The organism is Actinokineospora sp. HUAS TT18, assembly GCF_051364635.1.
GTDB lineage: Bacteria > Actinomycetota > Actinomycetes > Mycobacteriales > Pseudonocardiaceae > Actinokineospora.
Genome location: NZ_CP195645.1, coordinates 5,375,431 through 5,394,162 on the forward strand (window position 1 = coordinate 5,375,431; position 18,732 = coordinate 5,394,162).

Below are 18,732 nucleotides of genomic sequence, written 5' to 3' on the forward strand. Positions count from 1 at the left end.
AAACGCGTAACCCGCCCATCCGTACCCACGGTGATGACCGAAGATGGTGGCGTGCGCACCGACACCGAAAGACCCATGAGCACCTGGCAGGCCGTCAGCCTGATGTTCCGCGCGCCCCGCAAGGGCCGCGGGTTCTGGTTCAGCCTGGCGATCGACCTGATCTGGCCGCTGCTCGCGGTCTTCACCCGGCTGCGGTTCCGCGGCGCCGACCGGCTGCCCAAGGACGGCGGCGTGCTCCTGGCGTCGAACCACCTGTCCAACGCCGACCCGGTGACGGTCACCGCCTTCGCGCTGTCCGGCGGCCGCATCCCGCGGTTCCTCGCCAAGGCCAGCCTGTGGCGCGTCCCGCTGATCCGCAACGTCGTGCGCGGCGGCGGCCACATCCCGGTCGAGCGCGGTACCGCGAAGGCCCGCGACGCCTATCACGGCGCGGTCGACGCGGTTCAGCGCGGCGAGTGCGTGCTGTTCTTCCCTGAGGCGGGCTTCTCCGACGACGCCGACCACTGGCCGTCGGCCAAGGTCAAGCACGGCCTGGCGAAAGTCGCGCTGGAGACCGGCGCGCCCGTCGTCCCGGTGGTCAACTGGGGCACCCACGCGCTGCTGCCCGCGCGGTCGAAGTTCCCGAAGCTGTTTCCGCGCAAGACCATCGACATCGTTATCGGCGATCCGATCGACCTCTCCGACCTGACCGGGTCCGACCGCGCGGCCATGGTCGAGGCCACCCGCCGCATCATGCACGCCATCACCGAACTGCTGTCGGAACTGCGTGGGGAGCAGCCGCCGGTCAGGTGACGGTGACGCCGAACAGCACGCCGATGCCGTAGGTGACAGCCATGGCCAGGCAGCCGACGGCGACGTTGCGGACGACGGCGGGCACGACCTTCGCCCCGCCGAGCCGCGCGCTGACCGTCCCGGTGATCACCAGGCCGAGCACCACGGCCGCCGCGCACAGTCCGACCCGGAGGCCGACCGGCGGCAGCACGATGGCCAGCAGTGGCAGCAGCGCGCCGACCGCGAACGCGAGCAGCGACGCCCACGCCGCGTGCCACGGGCTGGTGAGGTTGTCCGGGTCGATCTGCAGCTCGGCCTCGGCGTGCGCGCGCAACGCGTCTTTCTTCGTCAGTTCCCTGGCTACCTCGGCGGCCAATTCGGGCGTGAGGCCCTTTTCCTCGTAGATGCCCGCGAGTTCGCGCAACTCCGCTTCCGGCATCTCGGCGAGTTCAGCCGATTCCTTGGCCAACAGCGCGCGTTCGGTGTCGCGCTGCGTGCTCACCGAAACGTATTCGCCGCCCGCCATCGAAAGCGAACCCGCGACGAGCCCCGCGACGCCGGCGATGAGGATCGTCATGCTGTCTGTCGTGGCCCCCGCGACCCCGACCACCAGGCCCGCTGTGCTGATGATGCCGTCGTTGGCGCCCAGGACGCCCGCGCGCAGCCAGTTGAGCCGCTTGGCCACATTGGGGTGGTGGGGCTCGGCCGGGTGCGTCCCCGGCTGCGTTTCCATTTGGGTCACCCCATAATGGAAACACAGCCGGGAAACACGCGCGGCACGAAGGATTTCCTTAATGTGGCAAGGCAATCCTCAATTAACTGAGCCTTGCCTAGTCTTCCGATCCGGACTTGTTGCTGAGCCCCTCGGTGATCAGGTTCATCACCGTGCTGTCTGCCAGCGTCGTCGTGTCGCCGATCTCCCGGTTCTCGGCGATGTCACGCAGCAGCCGCCGCATGATCTTGCCCGAGCGCGTCTTCGGCAGCTCGTTCACCACGAGGATCTGCCGCGGCTTGGCGATCGGCCCGATCTCCTTGGCGACATGGTTGCGCAGTTCCTCGACCGCGCCGTCCGCGCCGCCGCGCAGGATCACGAACGCGACGATGCCCTGGCCGGTCGTCGGGTCGGTCGCGCCGACCACGGCCGCCTCGGCCACGCTCGGGTGCGACACCAGCGCCGACTCGACCTCGGTGGTCGAGATGCGGTGCCCGGACACGTTCATCACGTCATCGATGCGGCCCAGCAGCCAGATGTCGCCGTCCGCGTCGTACTTGGCGCCGTCACCGGCGAAGTAGAACCCCTGCTCGCCGAACCGGTTCCAGTACGTCTCGCGGAAGCGCGCCTCGTCGCCCCAGATGCCGCGCAGCATCGACGGCCACGGCTGGGTCAGCACCAGGTAGCCGCCGCCACCGGCCGGGACCTGCGTGCCGCTGTCGTCGACGATCGCCGCGCCGATGCCCGGCAGCGGACGCTGCGCGCTGCCCGGCTTCGCGTGCGTGACACCCGGCAGCGGGCTGATCATGATGGCCCCGGTCTCGGTCTGCCACCAGGTGTCCACGATCGGGACCCTGTTGCCGCCGATGTTCTCCCGGTACCAGATCCACGCCTCGGGGTTGATCGGCTCGCCGACGCTGCCCAGCACCCGCAGCGACGACAGGTCGTAGCCGCCGGGGATGTGCGCGCCCCACTTCATGAACGTGCGGATCAGCGTGGGCGCGGTGTAGTAGATGGTCACGCCGTGCTGCTGGATGATCTCGAAGTGCCTGCCCTCGTGCGGGGTGTTCGGCGTGCCTTCGTAGACGACCTGCGTGACACCGTTGGCCAGCGGGCCGTAGACGATGTAGGTGTGGCCGGTGATCCAGCCGATGTCGGCGGTGCACCAGTAGACGTCGGTGTCGGCCTTGAGGTCGAACACCGCGTTGTGCGTGTAGGCGGCCTGGGTCAGGTAGCCGCCGCTGGTGTGCAGGATGCCCTTGGGGTTACCCGTGGTGCCCGAGGTGTAGAGGATGAAGAGCGGGTGCTCGGCGTCGAACGCCTCCGGCGTGTGCGTGTGGGCCTGCTGGTCGACCAGGTCGTGCCACCACAGGTCGCGGCCGTCGGTCCACGGGATGTCGTCGCCCGTGCGGCGCACGACGAGGACGTGCTCGATGGTCGGGGTGTGCTCGGTGGCCTCGTCGGTCAGCGCCTTCATCGGGGCGGGGGTGCCGCGCCGGTACTGGCCGTCGGAGGTGATCAGCAGCCGCGCTTCGGCGTCCTCGATCCGCGACCGCAGCGCGGTGGGGGAGAACCCGCCGAACACGACCGAGTGCACCAGACCGAGCCGCGCGCAGGCCAGCATCGAGTAGATGGCCTCGGGGATCATCGGCATCTGGATGGCGACCCGGTCGCCCGCGTTCAGTCCGAGCGACGCCAGCGCGTTGGCCGCCCGCGACACCTGCTTCTGCAGCTCGGCGTAGGTGATGGTCACCGAGTCGCCGGGTTCGCCGACCCAGTTGATCGCGACCCGGTCGCCAAGGCCCGCGTCGACGTGCCGGTCGACGCAGTTGTACGCCACGTTCAGCTTGCCGCCGACGAACCACTTCGCGAACGGGGCGTCGTCCCAGTCCAGCACCCGCGACCACTTGGTGTCCCACGCCAGCCGTTCGGCCTGCTTCGCCCAGAACGCCTCGCGGTCGGCGTCGGCCTCGCCGTACCAGTCCGCCGAGGCGTTGGCCTGAGCCGCGAACTCCTCAGACGGCGGGAACACCCGCGTCTCGGTGGACAGGTTGTCCAGCGCGGGGCTCTGACCCGACTGCTCGGTCATGGACCGACCTCCTCTAATGCGATTTCCGTTCCCTGTGAAACCTACTGGCAACATGTCCCAGCCAACAGCCCGATCCCATTAAGGTGTAGACCAATAATGAGCAGGTGGACTGCGCGTTTCGCGCTGCGGGTAATCTCCGCGGCGTGACCGATCCGCTCGCCCAGCTGCTCGACCTCCCCGGCGTCGACGAGGCCGTGCGCGCAGCGCGGGACTCGGTCGACGAAGTCCACCGGCACCCCGCGAACCGCCGCGGCTGGCCCGCGACGGCCGCCGAGGCCTCGGTCAGGGCGGCCCGCGCGTCGGCCGTACTCGACGGCGGCGACCCGGAGATCCCCGAGCAGGGCGACGTCACCGACCCGGTGCTCGCCGGATCACTGCGCGTGGCCGAGTCGCTCGGCCCGCTGCTGCCCACCTGGGAACGTGCGCCTTTGCAGGCCCTGGCCCGCCTGCACCTGCTGGCCGCCGCCGACCTCACCGACGGCGACTCCCTGGGACGGCCGCGCTCGGCTCCCGGGGTCGGCTCGCGGCTGAGCCTGCTGGCCGGTCTCGTCGCGGGGGGCACGAAAGTGCCGGGTCCGGTGCTCGTGGCCGTCGTGCACGGCGAGTTGCTGACGCTGGCGCCGTTCGGTTCGGCCGACGGCGTGGTCGCCCGGGCCGCCGCGCGGCTCGCGTCGATCGGGAGCGGGCTCGACCCGAAGGGGCTCGCGGTGCCCGAGGTCTCGTTCATGCGCCGCGCCGACGCTTACCGCTCGGCGGCTGACGGATTCGCCTCCGGCGAGCCCGACGGGGTGGCGAAGTGGATCGTGTTCTGCTGCGAGGCGGTCGTCGCGGGAGCCCGCGAGGCGACGAGCATTGCCGACGCTGCCATCGCCGAGTAGTTAGGTTCATCACAGAGGGTGTCCCCCGGCCTGGCGAACGTCCAGGACGGTCGTAACGCTCTGGAGTTTTTGCCGAGTCAGTGGGCATGCGCCTCACTCGATTGGCCCTGGTCCTCGCGATCGGGATCGTCGCAACCCCGTACGTCTTCGACACCTCGGACGACCACCCAGTCGAGCACCCGCACATCGTGGCCAACGCCGACGCGATGATCCCGGTCGCGCCGACGCTGCCGCGGACCGGCTGGACCGTCACCGCGACGAGCGCCGAGACCACGGCCTTCGACGGCAAGCCCGCCAACGTCCTCGATGGCGACCCCGCCACGATCTGGCACACCCGCACCACATCGCTGCCGCAGTCGATCACCATCGACCTGCGCCGCACTCAGCGCGTCTCCGGCCTGGCCTACACCCCGCGTCCCGGCGGCGGGAACGGCACCATCGGCCGGTACGAGGTCCGGCTCAGCGTCAACGGCACCACGTGGGGCGAGCCGGTCAGCGCGGGCACGGCCGCGGACGACGCCACCGTGAAGACGATGAGCTTCGCGGTCACCGGCGCCCGCTTCGTCCGCCTGACCGCGCTCACCGAGGCGGGCGACCGCGGTCCGTGGGCGAGCGCGGGGGAGCTCAACGTCCTGGGCGACCCGGGCGCGCCCGTCCCGTCCGCCCGCCTGGCCCGCACCGGCTGGACCGCGACCGCGAGCGACCAGGAGACCCTGCGCGAGAACGGCCGCGCGTCGAACGTGCTCGACGGGAACCCGGCCAGCATCTGGCACAGCCGCTATGTGATCGCGTCGGCGCTCCCTCACTGGATCACCATCGACCTCAAGGCCCCGACCGTCCTCAACGGACTGGTCTACCGGCCGCGACCCGCCGCGAACGCCAACGGGCGGATCGGGGAGTACCGGGTCTCGGTGTCCAACGACGGTCAGACCTTCAGCGCGCCAGTGTCTTCCGGGGTGTGGGCCGACGACGCGCAGGTCAAGGACGCCGCGTTCGCCGGGCCGGTCACCGCGCGCTACGTCCGGCTGACCGCGCTGACCGAGGCAGGCAACCGGGGCCCGTGGACGTCGGCCGCCGAGATCGACCTGCTGGGACCGGTCGGCGCCGACCCGGCGCTGTCACGGGTCGGGTGGACAGCCACGGCGACCAGCGAATGGCCGGGCCACCCGGCGTCCGCGCTGGTCGACGGCAAGCCGGAAACCCTTTGGCACAGTCGGGACGGCGGCCCGCTGCCGCAGGGATTCACCGTCGACCTGCAGCGTGAGCAGGCTGTGTCCGCGATCGTCGTGACCCCGCGCGCGGACGGCGCCAACGGGCGGATCGGCCAATACACGGTGTCCGTCAGCACTGACGGAACCGCGTTCACCCAGGCCGCGACCGGCACGTGGGCCGACGACGGCACGGCGAAGTCCGCCGTGCTCGCCGGAGCGCCGACCGCCCGCTACGTCCGCGTCACCGCCGTGACAGAGGCAGGCGGACGCGGTCCGTGGAGCAGCGCCACCGAGTTCCACGCCTACGGCAAGCCCGCCCCGATCAGCACCGCGCCGCTCAACCGCGACGGGTGGACCGCCACCGCGTCCGACTTCGAGGCGGCAGGGGAGAACGGGAGCCCGGCCAACGTCCTCGACGGCGCCACCGGCACCATCTGGCACTCGAAGTGGACCGCGCCCGCCGCGCCGCTGCCGCACTGGATCACCCTCGACATGCAGGAACCGCGCGCCGTAGCCGGTATCGCGGTGATGCCGCGCGGCGACAGCGGCAACGGCCGCGTCGGCCGCTACGAGATCGCCGTCAGCACCGACGGCACCTTCGGCGCCCCGATCGCGTCGGGCACGTGGGCCGACTCGTCCGCCGTCCAGACCGCACTGCTCGACGCACCGGTCCAGGCCCGCTACGTCCGCCTGACGGCCCTGACCGAGGCAGGCAACCGGGGACCTTGGAGTTCGGCGGCGGAGATCAACGTCCTGACACCCGCCGCGCCGCCGAACGCGGCCGAGGTCGGGAAGTGGGGCGCCATCAAGGGATTTCCGCTGGTACCCGTGGCCACCGCGCTACTGCCCAACAACAAACTGCTCGCCTGGTCGGCCTACTCCGCCGACACCTTCGGCGGCTCCCACGGCTACACCCAGACCGCGATCCTCGACCTCGCCACCGGCCAGGTCACCCAGCGCCGCGTCGACAACACCGGCCACGACATGTTCTGCCCCGGCACGTCCGTGCTCCCCGACGGCCGGGTGCTCGTGACCGGCGGCAGCGACGCCAAGAAGGCCAGCATCTACAACCCGTTCACCGACACCTGGACCGCCGCGGCCGAGTTGACCACCGCCCGTGGCTATCAGGGCCAGACCACGCTGTCGACGGGCGAGGCGTTCACCGTGGGCGGCTCGTGGAGCGGCGGTGAGGGCGGCAAGAACGGTGAGGTGTACTCACCGGCGACCAACTCGTGGCGCCCGCTGCCGGGTGTCCAACCTGGACCGTTCATGACCGCCGACCCGCGCGGCGCCTACCGCGCCGACAACCACGGCTGGTTCTTCGCCGTCGCCGACGGCCGCGTGTTCCACGCCGGACCGAGTCGCCGGATGAACTGGGTGAGCACCTCCGGCACCGGCTCGGTGACCGACGCGGGCCCGCGCGGCGACAGCCCGGACGCGATGAACGGCAACGCGGTCATGTACGACGTCGGCAAGATCCTCACCCTCGGCGGCGCCACCGCGTACCAGGACGTCGACGCGACCAACCGCGCGTACACGATCGACATCACCACCGGCACCGCGTCCGTCACCCGTGTGGGCGATATGTCGAAGGGAAGGGCCTTCGCGAACAGCGTCGTTCTGCCCGACGGCAAGGTCCTCGTGATCGGCGGCCAGTCCCGCCCGGTCCCGTTCAGCGACCAGACCGCAGTACTGACGCCGGAACTGTGGGACCCGGCGACCGGACAGTTCACCGAACTCGCGCCGATGGCCGTGCCCCGGACCTATCACAGCGTGGCGAACCTGCTGCCCGACGGAACAGTGTTCTCCGGCGGCGGCGGCCTGTGCGGCGACTGCGCGACCAACCACCACGACGGCCAGGTCTTCACCCCGCCCTACCTGCTCAATCCCGACGGCACGGCCAAGCAGCGGCCGTCGATCACCGCGGCTCCGACCACGGCCGCGCTCGGCTCGACGGTCACCGTCACGACCGATCGGGACGTGACATCGTTCGCGTTGATCCGGATGGGATCGGTGACGCACTCCGTCGACAACGACCAACGCCGCATCCCGCTCTCGACGGTGCCGGGAACCAGCCACACCCTGACCGTCCCGGCCGACCCGGGCATCGCGCTGCCGGGCCACTACCTGCTGTTCGCCCTCGACGCCGCGGGTGTCCCGAGCGTCGCCGCGACGGTCCGCATCGGCTGACTTTCCCCAGGCGCGGCCCCGCGACCGTGGCTAGGCTGACCGCAGCCGAGGCCCGGGTGTGGGGCCGCGCCCCTAGGAGGACCGAAAACCTGATGAGCGCGATCGACGACATCATCGCCCAGATCCCTCTCTCCCAGCTGGCAGGCCAGCTGGGCGTCGACGAGCAGACCGCGGAGCAGGCCACTCGCGCCGCGCTGCCCGCCCTGCTCGGCGGGATGCAGGCCAACGCCCAGGACCCGGGCGGCGAGCAGTCGCTGCTGGAGGCCCTCGGCCAGCACACCCCCGGCCTCGTCGACGGTGGAGTGGACCTCGACCAGGTCGACACCGACGACGGCTCCAAGATCGTCAACCACGTCTTCGGCGACCAGAAAGCCGAGGTGGTCAACACCCTCGGCGGACTGGGCTCGGTCGGCAAGGGCCTGATCGCCAAGCTGCTGCCGCTGCTCGCCCCGATCGTGATGTCCTACCTGGCCAAGAAGCTCGGCGGCGGCAACTCCGCGGAACCCCAGCAGCAGCCACAGGCGGGCGGCGGCGGCCTCGGCGACCTCCTCGGTGGCCTGCTCGGCGGCTCCGGAGGCGGCGGCTTGGGCAACCTCGGCGACCTGCTGGGCGGACTGCTCGGCGGCGGTCGCAAATAGACAGTCAGTCCCACCACTGCAAGACAGCCAGCCCACGCTGCGCGGCTTCGCCATAGAAGCCGTGCAGCGCGGCGAAATACGGCGCCAGGTACTCGGTCGGATGACACTCCAGATCCCCGATGCTCCGCCCGATGGCGCGCTTGGCCTCGTCGGCTGACTCGGGCAGCGCGGCGAAGATCGCGCCGGAGTCGATCTCGCCCAGCGCGTCGGCGACCTCCTTGACCCGGGACGGTTCCAATCCGCTGACCGGTTGGTCGAAGATCCCGTACGGGAAGTCGCGATAGCTCGGGTTGACCTCGAAGTCGCCCTCCATGGCATCGCGGAGCGAGCTGACCAGGCGTTCGACGACACCAGCGATCTCGCAGCAGCGGATCAGGGGCGAGGGCGCCCAGTCGAGGTCCAGATGATCCGACTTCGGCGCGGCCTTGAAGGAACACACCCGGTCAACCTCGGCGGCGTTGCGCCTGCACTCGGTCAACAGGGCATCCGGGATCCGGGCCAACTGCTGGGTCACTGCCATGCCATGAGTCTGGCCGCTAGATCGCGTGGGCGTCCAGCAGTCCCATGGCCCGGCGGACGTGCCCCGACGTCTCCGCGAGTGCGCGCCGTGCCCGCGAGGTGTCCACACCGGACAGCAGATGCACCAGGGCGACCTTCAAGTCGCCGTGCGACTCGGTCAGCGCCGCCGAACACTCCGGCATGGACAGCCCGGTGGCCTCACGCAGAATCCGCAGCGTCCGCCCACGCAGCTTCGCGTTGGTCGCCCGCATGCTGACCATCAGGTTCGAGTAGGTGCGGCCCATCTTCACCATGACCGCCGTCGAGAACGCGGTCAGCACCAGCTTCTGCGCCGAACCCGCCTTCATCCGCGTCGACCCGGAGATCGCCTCCGGCCCGGTGTCGACCACGATCACCAGGTCGATGCCGGACGTGTGGCGGGCATTGGGGTTGTTGGTGACCAGCGCCGTCGTCGCACCGAGCTCGGCCGCCGCGCCCAAGGCACCCAGCACGTAGGGCGTGCGGCCCGACGCGGTGAGGCCCAGCACGAAGTCACCGGCCTGCACATCCCTGGCCATCTCCTCGGCCCCGGCCATGTCGTCGTCCTCGGCGCCCTCGGCCGCGGTCCGGACCGCCGACACCCCACCCGCGTGGTGCACGTGGAACCAGTCGCTCGGGGTGTTGAACGTGGGCGGGAGCTCAGCGGCGTCGAGCGTGGCCAGCCTGCCGGAGGTGCCCGCGCCGACGTAGTGCACTCGGTTGCCCGCCCGCAGCGCCGCCGTCGCGAGGTCCACCGCGGTGGCCAGCTCGGGCAGCGCCTCGCCGACCGCCGTCGGGACCAGCCGGTCCTCGGCATTGATCGAGCGCAGGATGTCCAGAGTGGACATCTGGTCGATGTCGGCGGTGCGCGGGTTGCGCCGTTCGGTGGGGGAATCGACGTGCACCGTCTGCCGAGGCACAGTCATTTCAGTCCCTTCCCGCGGCGCCGACCCGCGCACCACTGATCATTTCCCGGTGTCCCGCGGCTTGCGCCTTCCGTCGTGCCGTGTCTCCAGCCGGTGCGGGCCGACCGCGTCACGGGTCGAGTCCAGCGCCCGGATGGTCTGGTCGAGGTGCCGCTGGGCGACACCGATGAACAGGCAGTCGACCACCGTCAGCTGCGCGATGCGGCTGGCCGTCGCGCCGGAGCGGAACGTCGTCTCCCTGGCCGCGGTGGTCAGCACCCAGTCGGCGACATCGGCGATCGGCGAAGTCGGGTAGTTCGTCAGCGCGACCGTGGTGGCCCCATGCTCGCGCGCCACCCGCAGCGCCTCGACGGTGTCCGCGGTGGCGCCGGTGTGCGAGATGCCGACCGCGACGTCGCCGGGGCTGAGCACCGCCGCCGAGGTGAGCATGATGTGCGTGTCGTTCCACGCGAAGCTCACGCGGCCGATGCGGTGCAGCTTCTGCTGCAGGTCCGCCGCCACGAACGCGCTGGCTCCGACGCCGTAGACGTCGACCCTCCCCGCGTTCGCGACGGCGGTGACCACTTGGGCGAGCACCTCGATGTCGACCTGGTCGGCGGTCTCCTCGACCGCGCGCGAGTCGGCGAAGGTGACCTTGCCGACCACCGTCTTCAGGTCGTCGTCGGGGTTGATGTCGCCCCCGAGGTCGCGGTCGGCCCGCGCCTCGGAGCGTGCGGTGTCGGCGGCAAGGGCGATGCGCAGCTCGGGATAGCCCCCGACGCCGATCGCCTTGCAGAACCGGGTCACGGTGGTCTCGCTGGTGCCCGCGGCCTCGGCCACCTCGGTGATGCTGCGCCGGGCGACCGTGGACGGGTTCTCAAGCACGACCTTGGCGACCCGCTGCTCGGCCCGGGCTAGGCCCGGCAGGAGCGAGCGAATGCGGACCAACGGGCTTGACTCGCTGTGTTCTGCTGTCATTTGACTCGCACTCACGTGGGAAACTTACTAACAGTGATGGGGTAGAGCAAGGTGGTGCGTCACATTTGTCGGTAACGCTACCCAAATGTGTCTGTTGTGGCTGTGGGCCTGGGTGGGGCTTGCTGACGGAATCGCTGGTCGAACGCGGATTGTTAGCGTCAAATCATCAACAAGTTTGGAGCCGCCACCCGAGTGGATGCATCAGGTGGGGTTCTTTCTCACCGTTGAGCAGCGTCCGACTACCGTCGGTGATGGTGATTCGATCTAGATGGACGCCGCGACCTAAGTAACGACCATCGGTAGTTAATCGCCAGCGGAGAGTGAATTCCGCGTCCGTTGGCACCACGGCGTTGATCGTCCACCAACTGCGATGCCCCGAACCGGCCAAAACGGAAAACTCACCCGCGGGAGCGCCCGGCCCGCGTGCAAGAAGGGGAATGGTCTGCCAGCTGAGGCCGTCCCGGCTCCACTCGAGCACCAAGGGGTCACTCGACTCGGTATCCACGAACGTGTCGAACTCGACCCGCGCCTGTTCCGCAGCCCGCAGCCGCGGAGTGGCCAGAGTGGACGTCACCGCGTTGGCGTCGCCCGAGTACCAGGCGTCCGGGCCGTGCTTGGGTCGCACGGCCATCGCGCGCGCCAGGCCCGTCGCCACCGTCTCCCGCGCCACGTTGATCGAGCCCCAAGTCCGCGCCGGGTGCACCCGGTTGGTCAACAGGATCGCGATAGAGCGGGACGCCGGGTCGATCACCAGGGACGTGCCGGTGAACCCGGTGTGCCCGGCTGTGCGCGGCGACGACAGCGCGCCCATGTACCACCGCTGGTGCAGCTCGAAGCCCAGGCCATGGTCATTGCCGGGGAAGCCCGCGGTGTGGTTGGCGAGCATCTCCTTGACGGTCTCCGCACGCAGGACCCGCCTGCCCGCGTACGTGCCGCCGTTGAGGATGGCCTGCGCGAGGACAGCCAGGTCGTCAGCGGTCGAGAACACCCCCGCGTGCCCGGCGACCCCACCCAGCGACCATACGTTCTCGTCGTGCACCTCACCGCGCACCATCCCGCGCGCGGGCGTCGACTGGAACTCGGTCGCGGCGATCCGGTCGAGCTTGGCCGCGGGCGGGTTGTAGCCGGTATCAGCCATCCCCAGCGGCCCGGTGATCCGGTCGGCCACCACCGCGTCCAAGCCCCGACCGGTCAGGCGCTCGACCAGGACGCCAAGGGTGATCAGGTTCAGGTCGGAGTAGACGTAGGCCGTGCCTGGCGGCTTCGTCGGCGCGCGCTCCAGCACGGCCCGGATGCGCGACGGCTTGTCCGGCCAGTCGCGCCACAGCGGGATGAAGGGCTCGAAACCGGATGTGTGGGTCAGCAGCTGCTTGACCGTCACCGACTCCTTGCCGTTCGCCGCGAACTCGGGAAGGTAGGCCGCGACGCGTTCGTCCACATCGACCAGACCGTCCTCCACAAGGCACAGCACGGCGATGGACGTGAACAGCTTGCTCACCGACGCCACGTCGAAGATCGTGTCCGGCCGGACCGGGACCTGCTCGTCGGCGGGCAGTTCGGTGCCTGTCCCGTCGGAGTAGCGCACGGCCTTGCCCGCCGCGGTCCGGGAGACCACCACGCCGTGATGGACCGCCAAGGTCACCGCACCCGAGAACAGCGGCCGATGTGTGTTCGGGTCCGGCTCCGTCCACGCGGCGACCGCCCGCTCGGCGGCGGCCAGCGGCGCCGGGTCGAGCCCGATCGTCGCCGGAGCCGCCGTGCGCAGGACGGTGTCGGCGGGCGCGAAGCCATGCTGCGGCCTGTCGAACCGACCTGCCGTGTTCTCCGCGATCGCCACCGAGCCACCCGCCGTGAGGGCCACAGCGGCCATCGCCGCCACGAGCCTGGTCGTCCGCGTCATCGCCCCCACCTCACCGGTATAGCAAATACGGCTCCCTGAGCACGCGGAACTCGGCCAGCTCAGCGGCCCAGGAGCCGGTGACCTCGGCGACGCCCGCGCCCGCGTCGATCATCCGGCGGAACCGGTCGGACCCGGTCAACTTGTCGATGAAGTTGTCCGGCCGCCAGCCGAGCGACCGACCACGCTTCGCGGTCACGATCATCGCCACCGCGGTCTCGATCGCCTCGAACCGCCGCGGGTCGGTGACATGCACCTGGACGCCGCCGCACGCCGTCCCGACGAACTTGCCGAACGTCGGCACGAAGTAGTGCTCCCGGAACCGCACCCCGGCCAACCCGAGCGCGTTGAGCTCCTCCGCCCACCGCCAGTCGATCCCCGGCGCCCCGATGATCTCGAACGGCCGGGTCGTGCCGCGGCCCTCGGAGAACGTGGTGCCCTCGAACAGACAGGTGCCCGGGTAGACGAGGGCTGTCTGCGGCGTGGGCATGTTCGGACTCGGCGGCACCCACGCCAGCCCCGTGTCGAGCTGGTCGCGCCGCCACCCGGTCACCCGCTCGACCCGCGGCTTGGGCGCACCCGGAAGGAACTCGCCCGCGAACAGGCCCGCCAACTCGCCGACAGTCATCCCGTGCTGCTGGACTATCGGTTCCCGCCCGACCCCGGACGCGAACGCGCTGTCCAACCGAGGACCGCGCACAGCGCCGCCGATCGGGTTCGGCCGGTCGAGCACCACGAAGTCCAGCCCCGCCGCCGCGCCCATGGCGGTGTGCAGAGTCCATATATATGTGTAGAAGCGGGCACCCACGTCGGCGATGTCGAACACAACTGTGTCGATCCCCGCCTTGCGGAACTGCGCGGCCACCGCCGCCACGCTCTTGCCATACGTGTCATACACCGGCAACCCGGTGCGCGGGTCGAGGTAGTCGCCCTCCGACCCACCCGCCTGCGCCGTGCCGCGGAAACCATGCTCCGGCCCGAACACCGCCACCGGCGAAACACCCGCGGCCACCATCGAGTCGACGACATGCGTGCCGTCGCGCAACACCCCGGTCGGATTCGACACGACACCGACCCGACGCCCCGCCAGCGACCGCCAGCCCTGCGCCGCGAGCCGGTCGGCGGCGGGCGTCGTAGGCCCGTGCGTTTCCTCAGTCCTGGCTGTGGCGACCGGGGCGGCGGCAGCGGTGAGCAACGGCGCGGCCAAGGCCGACGCGGCGAGGAATCGGCGACGGTCCATGGCTACCAGGTCAACCCGTGGTCGAACGGATACCGGACAGTGGTGGGGTCCGCGCCGTCCGGCACGTCGACGGGCAGCTTGCCGCGCGGCGCGATCTCCCCGGTGATGACCTTGGTCAGCGACCGCAAAGACACGTCGCGCCACGAATACGTGGCCACCCAGGTCGGGGCCCGCACGAACCCCGCGTCATACGGAACCTGCGAGGCCACCGCGATGACCGGCCGCCCGGTCTCCAGCAGCTTGGTCAACAACGTGCGCTGCGCGACGTTCGCCGACAGGTTGTTCGTCAACACCACAACAACCCCAACACTCTGCGCCGCCGCGACGGCATCGGCGATCTTGGCTTCAGCGGGTCTGGTCCCGGTCGGCAGCGCCGTCGCCGTCCAGCCGCTCGCGCTGAGGTGCGACGCGAGCTGCGTGGGGGACTTGGCCGGGTTGACCGTGTCACCCACGCCCACCACGAGAGCCGTCGCCGGAGAACGCACCGGCAGCAAGCCGTTGTCGTTGTTGAGAACCGTGACCGTGCGGTCAGTCAACCGCTGAACAGCGGCGAGGTGCTCGGGCGTGCCGACCAACGCTGGAACGCGCTCGACGTTCACCAGCGGCCGGGCGAGGATCCCGCGCTTCCACTTGAGCTCGACGATCCGCCGGACACTCTCATCGATCCGCTCCTCGGTCAGCCTGCCCGACCGCACCGCCGCCAGCACGGAGTCCATCGCGAGAGTCAGGTTCGGCGGCATCAGCAGCTGATCGACACCCGCCTCCAGCGCCAGCACCGGGATCTCCGCGTCACCGAACATCTCCCGAACGCCCTGCATCCCCAGCGAATCAGTGACGATCACACCTTGGTAGCCCATCTCGGTACGCAGCAGATCGGTCATGATCGGCCGGGACACCGTCGCGGGCACTCCAGTCGGGTCGAGGCTCGGGAACTGGATGTGCGCGGTCATGATCGAGTCGATCCCGGCCGCCACCGCCGCCCGGAACGGCGGCAGGTCGACCGCGCGCCACTCCTCGGCGGTCCGGCTGATGACTGGAAGACCGGTGTGGCTGTCAGTCGCGGCGTCACCGTGGCCGGGGAAGTGCTTGGCCGACGACGACACGGTCCCCGTCGCCCGCCCGCTGGCCTGGTACCCGCGCACCTCAGCGGCCACCAGGTCGGCGGCGAGGTCCGGCCGCGCCGAGAACGAGCGGGCGCCGATGACCGGGTTCAACGGATTCGAGTTCACGTCCGCGACCGGCGCGAAGTTTTGGTTGACCCCCATCGCGCGCAGCTCGTGGCCGTTGATCGAGGCCAGCGTCCGCGCGTCTGCGGCACTGCGTCCCGCCCCGATGGCCATGTTGCCCGGGTACTCGGTGGCGGGCGCCTCGACCCGCGTGACGTTGCCGCCCTCTTGGTCGATCGCCACCACCAGCGGCAGCCGCGCTCCCGAGGCCAGCGCCGCCCGCTGCAGCCCGTTGGAGAACGACGCCAGCTGCGTCGGGCCGTCGACGTTGTCCGTACCACTGTTATTGAAGTAGATGACCCCGCCGACCTGGTATCGCCGCACGACCTCGGCCGGAGTGTCGACGCCGTAGGTCGCCCGGTTCATCGAATGGACCTCGTCGGCCGCCTTGCCCCAGACCGAGACCACGAAGAGTTGCCCGACCTTTTGTTCCAGGGTCATCCGGCGCAGCAACGCGTCGGTCCAGGTCTGGACCGCTCTGATCTGGTTCTCGTCATGTCCGGGACGAACCGCCGGGATGGCGCCAGCCACCACACTCACCGTAGCCATTGTGGCGATGCTCGCGAGCAGCGCGATGAGCGTCCGCCGCACCGGTCGTGTGGGCACCTCGCGCCTCCTAGCGGCCCCATCGCGGAATTTGTTCACAAGAAACAAGGCCTACCTGGAAGTTACCCACGTCACGTTCGCCGGGTCAACGAGGCCACTGGACAACCGGGCCCGACAATAGAATTGGGCGGTTCCGCTCCGGAGAGCGGAACCGCCCAAACAACCTGCGCGAACACTCGGGTTACCAAGCGTGCAACGTTGTCGTATCAACATGGCCTCGGCGTCCGGCGTCCCGGTACGCAGTCCCTTGACGACATGCCTCCCGCGGCGTGCTGCGCGTGGGTGCTCGGTGCTCGCGCACGGAGTTCGCTCGGGGTGGATTGAGGCTTCTCTTCGCTTCATCCCTGGCCGACTCGAAGTCCGCTACTCCTTTGTACCCAGTGAGCAAGGTCACTTCAAGGGCACTTTCGAGTGCACCGGTCAAGACCTCGGAAAGCATCGACGGACACGCTTCGTGAGCGTAGGCTGGACGCTCTGCGCGCGCTTTAAGCGACTTGGGCGAGCGGCGATACCGCCAGTCGGGTGCAGCTCGAAACCTTTACGCGCCAAGAAATCCCACTCAGCGCCTACGTCGGCGGTGCAAGCCGTACCAAGCCGCGCCCGCCGTCGCGACGGCCCCGAGTCCGATCGCCGTTACCGCCACAGCCGTGCCCGATGGCGCGTGGAACCGCGACCTCAGCGACACCGGCTTCGAGAACGTCAGCACCGGCCAGCCCCGCTCGGCGGCCACCTTGCGCAAACCCCGGTCCGGGTTCACCACGGACGGGTGACCGACGGCCTCCAGCATCGGCAGGTCCGTGCTCGAGTCGGAGTAGGCATGGCTCGCGGCAAGGTCGTAGCCGTGCTCGGCGGCGAGCTCCCGCATCGCGGCGGCCTTGTTGTCGCCGTAGCAGTAGAAGTCGATCTCACCGGTGTACCGACCGTCCGCCGCGACCATCCGCGTCGCCACACTGCGCGTCGCCCCTATCATCTCGGCGATCGGCGCGACGATCTCCGCGCCCGACGCCGACACGACAACCACGTCGTGGCCATTGGCCTTGTGCTCGGCGACGAGTTCGGCTGCCTCGGCGTACACCAGCGGATCGACGATGTCGTGGAGCGTCTCCTCCACGATCGAGCGAACCTGCTCCACGTCCCAGCCGGTGCACAGCGCGGTCAGGTGGGCGCGCATCCGCTCGACCTGGTCGGCGTCGGCTCCCGAAGCCGCGAACACGAACTGCGCGTAGGCGCTCTTGAGCACACCGCGACGGTTGATGAGCCCGCCCTCGAAGAACGGCCTGCTGAAGGCCAGCGTGCTCGACTTGGCGATGACCGTCTTGTCCAGGTCGAAGAACGCCGCGACCCGGCCGGGTGCGGGCTGGTCCGCTTGGCTGCCGGGTTCGGTCACGTGGCCAGCATAGGAGCGCGCGCGGGCCGCCGGCCGGTGGGCCGCCCAGGGTGAACTCAGCCGCCGTCTTGAGCCGTTATGTAGCCAAGACACGGGGTGGAGGGGATACAGTATTGCTGACCGGCCTCGTGCCGGACGGTTCAGTCCGACCCCCCGGGGCTGAACCTCTGACGACCCCCGCCCCTCCCCCCTGGCGGGGGTCGTCCTATTCCACGGGTATGCCTCCCCTCTCCAGCTTGCCCGAGGCCACCGACAATTCGCCGCTCCATTTCCCGAACTGTCCACAGTGCCCCGGATTCATCCACAGGCTGACCAGGGGGTATTGCCGTCCGCCCGGCTCCAGAAGATCGTGATCACAGCGGCCCGCCCCGGCCGCCCGATCCGAAAGGAGCCCTATGAGCCGCCCTGTCGTCTGCGTCCAGGAGGACGCGCTGCTCGACGAGGTGCTGCGGGCGGCCGCCGCGGCGGGATGCCCACTCGACCGCGTCGCCGACGCCGCGGACCTGCGCGCCAGATGGCACGACGCACCGATGGTCGTCATCGACGCCGACACCGCCGCCGCGTGCCTGCGGTTCGCGTTGCCACGCAGGGAAAGCGTGGTCGTGGTGAGCGGCGGCGACCCACCGCCCACCCTCTGGCCCGACGCACTCGCCCTCGGCACCCACCGCGTCCTCGCCCTGCCCGACGCCGACGACTGGCTGATCGACGCGTTCGCCGACACCACCGAGCGGCCCGCCCGTCAAGCGGGCCAAGCGATAGCCGTTATCGGTGGCCGAGGGGGCGCCGGGGCCTCGGTGTTCGCCGCGGCGATGGCCTTGACCGCCCTCGACGCGGGCCGCGATGCCCTCCTGGTCGACTGCGACCCACTGGGCGGCGGACTCGACCTGCTACTCGGCGCGGAGAAGAGCGCTGGCCTGCGGTGGCCGGACTTGAGCTTGACCTCTGGCAGATTGCCCGCCGCCGGTCTGCACGCCGCTCTGCCGAGCCGCGTCAAAGGCAATGTGCGGCTGAGCCTGCTGTCGGGCGCCCGCGAAGGCGAAGGACCGAGCGCGGACGCCATCGCCGCCGTCCTGGACGCGGGCAAACGCGGCGGCGACATGGTGATCTGCGACCTGCCCAGAGCCCCAGACGAATCCGCGTCCGCCGCATTGGACCGGGCCGACCTCGCCATCGTGGTCGTCCCCGCGGAACTGCGGGCCTGCGCGGCCGCGAGGCAGATCGCCGACCGGATCACCGACAGGGGCGTGCGCACCGGCGCCGTCGTCCGCACCTCGCCCGACTCCGGTCTGCGGCCGCGGCAGGTCGCGCAGGTACTGGATCTCCCACTCCTGGCGACGGTGCGCTCCGACCCCGGGCTGTCGCGATCGCTCGACACCACCGGTTTCCGTGTCCGTCAACGGACATCGCTCGCCAACGCCGCCCGCGCCGTACTGCGTTCGCTGGCCGCGTAGTCCCGTCCGCAAGAAC

Annotated in this window: 14 protein-coding genes; 5 read left to right on the forward strand and 9 right to left on the reverse strand. The window is 70.2% G+C overall.

Annotated features, from left to right (window positions below; translation table 11 throughout):
* Nucleotides 1-75 precede the first annotated feature (75 nt).
* On the forward strand, nucleotides 76-792 hold the full coding sequence (locus ACSHT8_RS24825) for a lysophospholipid acyltransferase family protein (RefSeq protein WP_436493299.1): 717 nt from the start codon (nucleotides 76-78) through the stop codon (nucleotides 790-792).
* Here ACSHT8_RS24825 and ACSHT8_RS24830 read toward each other — a convergent pair.
* Entirely contained in the window at nucleotides 785-1,504 is a 720-nt protein-coding gene (locus ACSHT8_RS24830) for a VIT1/CCC1 transporter family protein (protein WP_436493300.1), read from the reverse strand. The two genes, ACSHT8_RS24825 and ACSHT8_RS24830, sit on opposite strands and share 8 nt — an antisense overlap.
* 97 nt (nucleotides 1,505-1,601) lie before the next feature.
* Complete coding sequence (gene acs, locus ACSHT8_RS24835) at nucleotides 1,602-3,572, reverse strand: acetate--CoA ligase (RefSeq protein WP_436493301.1); 1,971 nt, start codon at nucleotides 3,570-3,572, stop codon at nucleotides 1,602-1,604.
* Nucleotides 3,573-3,715: 143 nt separating this feature from the next.
* Here acs and ACSHT8_RS24840 point away from each other — a divergent pair, with 143 nt between their 5' ends.
* From ACSHT8_RS24840 to ACSHT8_RS24850, 3 genes are all read left to right on the forward strand, one after another.
* Entirely contained in the window at nucleotides 3,716-4,450 is a 735-nt protein-coding gene (locus ACSHT8_RS24840; RefSeq protein WP_436493302.1) for an oxidoreductase, read from the forward strand.
* An 86-nt stretch (nucleotides 4,451-4,536) separates the two neighbouring features.
* Nucleotides 4,537-7,851 (forward strand): discoidin domain-containing protein, encoded by a 3,315-nt coding sequence (locus ACSHT8_RS24845; RefSeq protein WP_436493303.1) that lies wholly within the window; start codon nucleotides 4,537-4,539, stop codon nucleotides 7,849-7,851.
* 92 nt (nucleotides 7,852-7,943) lie between these two features.
* Nucleotides 7,944-8,489 carry a DUF937 domain-containing protein gene (locus tag ACSHT8_RS24850; protein ID WP_436493304.1) on the forward strand — a complete coding sequence of 182 codons (546 nt, stop codon included), beginning with the start codon at nucleotides 7,944-7,946 and terminating at the stop codon, nucleotides 8,487-8,489.
* A gap of 4 nt (nucleotides 8,490-8,493) precedes the next feature.
* Here ACSHT8_RS24850 and ACSHT8_RS24855 read toward each other — a convergent pair whose 3' ends face one another.
* The 7 genes from ACSHT8_RS24855 to ACSHT8_RS24885 form a co-directional block, all read right to left on the reverse strand.
* Nucleotides 8,494-9,009 carry a DUF1877 family protein gene (locus ACSHT8_RS24855; protein WP_436493305.1) on the reverse strand — a complete coding sequence of 172 codons (516 nt, stop codon included), beginning with the start codon at nucleotides 9,007-9,009 and terminating at the stop codon, nucleotides 8,494-8,496.
* A gap of 16 nt (nucleotides 9,010-9,025) precedes the next feature.
* On the reverse strand, nucleotides 9,026-9,952 hold the full coding sequence (gene murQ / locus ACSHT8_RS24860; protein ID WP_436493306.1) for an N-acetylmuramic acid 6-phosphate etherase: 927 nt from the start codon (nucleotides 9,950-9,952) through the stop codon (nucleotides 9,026-9,028).
* 39 nt (nucleotides 9,953-9,991) lie between these two features.
* Entirely contained in the window at nucleotides 9,992-10,909 is a 918-nt protein-coding gene (locus ACSHT8_RS24865; RefSeq protein ID WP_436493307.1) for a MurR/RpiR family transcriptional regulator, read from the reverse strand.
* Between the two features lie 166 nt (nucleotides 10,910-11,075).
* Nucleotides 11,076-12,809 carry a serine hydrolase domain-containing protein gene (locus tag ACSHT8_RS24870; RefSeq protein WP_436493308.1) on the reverse strand — a complete coding sequence of 578 codons (1,734 nt, stop codon included), beginning with the start codon at nucleotides 12,807-12,809 and terminating at the stop codon, nucleotides 11,076-11,078.
* 10 nt (nucleotides 12,810-12,819) lie between these two features.
* Entirely contained in the window at nucleotides 12,820-14,046 is a 1,227-nt protein-coding gene (locus tag ACSHT8_RS24875) for an exo-beta-N-acetylmuramidase NamZ family protein (protein WP_436493309.1), read from the reverse strand.
* Nucleotides 14,047-14,048: 2 nt separating this feature from the next.
* Nucleotides 14,049-15,821: a glycoside hydrolase family 3 protein gene (locus tag ACSHT8_RS24880; protein WP_436502171.1), complete on the reverse strand. Its 1,773-nt coding sequence runs from the start codon at nucleotides 15,819-15,821 to the stop codon at nucleotides 14,049-14,051.
* 616 nt (nucleotides 15,822-16,437) lie between these two features.
* Nucleotides 16,438-17,265: an HAD-IB family hydrolase gene (locus ACSHT8_RS24885; RefSeq protein ID WP_436493310.1), complete on the reverse strand. Its 828-nt coding sequence runs from the start codon at nucleotides 17,263-17,265 to the stop codon at nucleotides 16,438-16,440.
* A 395-nt stretch (nucleotides 17,266-17,660) separates the two neighbouring features.
* On the opposite strand from ACSHT8_RS24885, the gene ssd reads away from it, so the two are divergent.
* Nucleotides 17,661-18,716, forward strand: coding sequence for a septum site-determining protein Ssd (gene ssd, locus ACSHT8_RS24890; RefSeq protein WP_436493311.1), 1,056 nt, complete (start codon nucleotides 17,661-17,663; stop codon nucleotides 18,714-18,716).
* The last annotated feature ends 16 nt before the right edge of the window (nucleotides 18,717-18,732 follow it).

Excerpts from the sequence above, each read along its gene's own strand:
- ACSHT8_RS24825 (WP_436493299.1), top strand. The coding sequence starts at position 76 with ATGAGCACCTGGCAGGCCGTCAGCCTGATGTTCCGCGCGCCCCGCAAG.
- ACSHT8_RS24830 (WP_436493300.1), bottom strand. The coding sequence starts at position 1,504 with ATGGAAACGCAGCCGGGGACGCACCCGGCCGAGCCCCACCACCCCAAT.
- acs (WP_436493301.1), bottom strand. The coding sequence starts at position 3,572 with ATGACCGAGCAGTCGGGTCAGAGCCCCGCGCTGGACAACCTGTCCACC.
- ACSHT8_RS24845 (WP_436493303.1), top strand. The coding sequence starts at position 4,537 with ATGCGCCTCACTCGATTGGCCCTGGTCCTCGCGATCGGGATCGTCGCA.
- ACSHT8_RS24850 (WP_436493304.1), top strand. The coding sequence starts at position 7,944 with ATGAGCGCGATCGACGACATCATCGCCCAGATCCCTCTCTCCCAGCTG.
- ACSHT8_RS24855 (WP_436493305.1), bottom strand. The coding sequence starts at position 9,009 with ATGGCAGTGACCCAGCAGTTGGCCCGGATCCCGGATGCCCTGTTGACC.
- murQ (WP_436493306.1), bottom strand. The coding sequence starts at position 9,952 with ATGACTGTGCCTCGGCAGACGGTGCACGTCGATTCCCCCACCGAACGG.
- ACSHT8_RS24865 (WP_436493307.1), bottom strand. The coding sequence starts at position 10,909 with ATGACAGCAGAACACAGCGAGTCAAGCCCGTTGGTCCGCATTCGCTCG.
- ACSHT8_RS24870 (WP_436493308.1), bottom strand. The coding sequence starts at position 12,809 with ATGACGCGGACGACCAGGCTCGTGGCGGCGATGGCCGCTGTGGCCCTC.
- ACSHT8_RS24875 (WP_436493309.1), bottom strand. The coding sequence starts at position 14,046 with ATGGACCGTCGCCGATTCCTCGCCGCGTCGGCCTTGGCCGCGCCGTTG.
- ACSHT8_RS24880 (WP_436502171.1), bottom strand. The coding sequence starts at position 15,821 with ATGGCTACGGTGAGTGTGGTGGCTGGCGCCATCCCGGCGGTTCGTCCC.
- ssd (WP_436493311.1), top strand. The coding sequence starts at position 17,661 with ATGAGCCGCCCTGTCGTCTGCGTCCAGGAGGACGCGCTGCTCGACGAG.